General features: G+C 75.6%; 3 protein-coding genes. All 3 read left to right on the forward strand.

The features are described 5' to 3' along the window. A partial coding sequence (locus tag AC5JLB_RS00185) for a putative inorganic carbon transporter subunit DabA (RefSeq protein ID WP_495871840.1) occupies positions 1-621 on the forward strand: 621 nt, incomplete at its 5' end. After that, complete coding sequence (gene purK / locus AC5JLB_RS00190) at positions 618-1,748, forward strand: 5-(carboxyamino)imidazole ribonucleotide synthase (RefSeq protein WP_495871841.1); 1,131 nt, start codon at positions 618-620, stop codon at positions 1,746-1,748. The genes AC5JLB_RS00185 and purK, both read left to right, overlap by 4 nt. Further along, the coding region (gene purE / locus AC5JLB_RS00195) for a 5-(carboxyamino)imidazole ribonucleotide mutase (protein ID WP_495871842.1) at positions 1,745-2,205 on the forward strand (461 nt) is incomplete at its 3' end. The genes purK and purE, both read left to right, overlap by 4 nt.

The raw sequence follows: 2,205 nt of genomic DNA on the forward strand, positions 1-2,205 counted from the left end.
ACGAAGGTCCGCACCACCCGTCGGCGCAACCGCGACTGGGCCGAGCCCGTGGCCGAGCTCGGTCTCGCCGGGAACGCGGCGTTCGTGGTCGGTCCTCGCTCGCTCACCGCCCACCTCGACCTGGGGGGCCGGGTGTTCCTGCACACCTACGACGCGACGGCCGATGTCGACGGCACCCGCCTCGCCGGGATCCTCACCGCGCCGCTCGTGGTCGCCCAGTGGATCAACGCCCAGTACCTGTTCTCCACGACCGATCCCGAGGTGTTCGGATCGGGCTCGAAGGCCGTCCACAACGTGGTGGGCGACGTGGGGGTGCTGAGCGGCCCCGGCGGCGACCTGCGGCGCGGCCTGCCCCGACAATCGGTCCGCGCCGGCGCACGCCTCCTCCACGAGCCGGTCCGGCTCCTCGCCGTCGTGGAGGGCCGGACCGACCACATCGACGCGACGCTCGCGGCCTCCACGACGCTCCGCCAGCTCGTCGCCAACGGCTGGATCCTCCTCGTGGCCCGTTCCGGGCCCGGTGCCGGGTGGCAGCAGCGCACAGCGGACGGGTGGGCAGCTCGTGACCTCGACCCGGTCGCGCCCGACGCCTCCGCATCGGCGTTGCAGGACGTCGGATGACGGCCACCGTCGGCATCATCGGGGGCGGCCAGCTGGCCCGGATGCTCCACCACGCGGCCATCCCGCTGGGCGTCGACGTGGTCGTGCTGTGCGAGGACGGCCGAGCTCCGGCCGTCGCCGCCGGCGCCGCCCACTGCCCGGGCAGTCCGGACGACCTGGACGCGCTCGAGCGCCTGGCGGGGCGCTGCGACGTCGTGACCGTGGACCACGAGCGCACACCGGCCGGGCTCATCGAGCGCCTCACCGGCCTCGGCCACCGGGTGGCGCCCGGCGCCACCGCGGCACGCATGGGCCAGGACAAGGCGCGCGCCCGGCTGTTCCTCGGCGACCACGCGGTGCCGATGGCCCCGTGGACCCTCGCCTCGGAGGCAGCCGAGATCGACGCCTTCGCCGAGCGCCACGGGTGGCCCCTGGTGCTGAAGGCGCCCACCGGCGGCTACGACGGGCGAGGGGTGTGGACGGTGGCGGGGCCCGGGGAGGTCGACGCCGTCGTCGTGGAGCAGCGGCGGCCGCTCCTCGTCGAGCCCCACCTGTGGTTCGACCCCGAGCTCGCCGTGATGGTGGTGCGCTCGTGGTCGGGCGAGACCGTGGCGTACCCGCCGGTGGAGACGGTCCAGCGCGACGCCCAGTGCCACGAGGTCGTGCTGCCGGCGGCCGTCGGGCCCCGCCTCGACGCCGAGGCCCGGCAGCTCGCCGTGCGGATCGCCGACGCCGTCGGGCTAGTGGGGGCCATGGCGGTGGAGCTCTTCACGACCGACGACGGGCTGCTCCTCAACGAGCTCGCGGTCCGCACGCACAACTCGGCGCACTGCACGATCGAGGCGTGCGCCACGTCGCAGTTCGAGAACCACCTGCGTGCCGTCCTCGACCTCCCCCTCGGTGCCACCCACGCCGTCGTCCCGGCCGCCTCGATGGTCAACGTGATCGGCCGACCCGACGGCAGCGACCCCTTCAACCACATCCGAGGCGCGCTCGCCGTCCCCGGGGCCCACGTCCACCGCTACGGCAAGGAGCCCCGGCCGGGCCGGAAGCTGGGGCACATCACCGCCACCGGGGCGACACCGGCCGAGGCTCGCCGGGTGACCCACCGGGCGACCGCCGCGCTGGCCGCGGGTCTGCCCCGATGACCGCCCCGTCGGTCGGCGTGGTGATGGGCAGCGCCTCGGACCTCGAGGTGATGCACGGCGCGGCGACGGCTCTCGAGGAGCTGGGCATCGCCCACGAGGTCCGGGTGGTGTCGGCGCACCGGACGCCCGAGGGCATGGCCGACTACGCCCGTGGCGCGGCAGGGCGAGGCCTTCGGGTCATCATCGCCGGGGCCGGCGGCGCCGCCCACCTCCCCGGGATGCTGGCCGCGCTCACCGAGCTCCCCGTCATCGGGGTCCCGGTGCCCCTGCGCCACCTCGACGGGCTCGACTCGTTGCTCTCGATCGTGCAGATGCCCGCCGGCGTCCCGGTCGCCACCGTCGGGATCGGCAGCGCCCGCAACGCCGGGCTCCTCGCCGGGCGCATCCTGGCCACCGGGGACCCGGCGCTGGCCGCACGGGTCAGGGCGCTGCTCGAGCAGGCCGCGGCCATGGCTCG

It is taken from the genome of Myxacorys chilensis, from assembly GCF_059505265.1.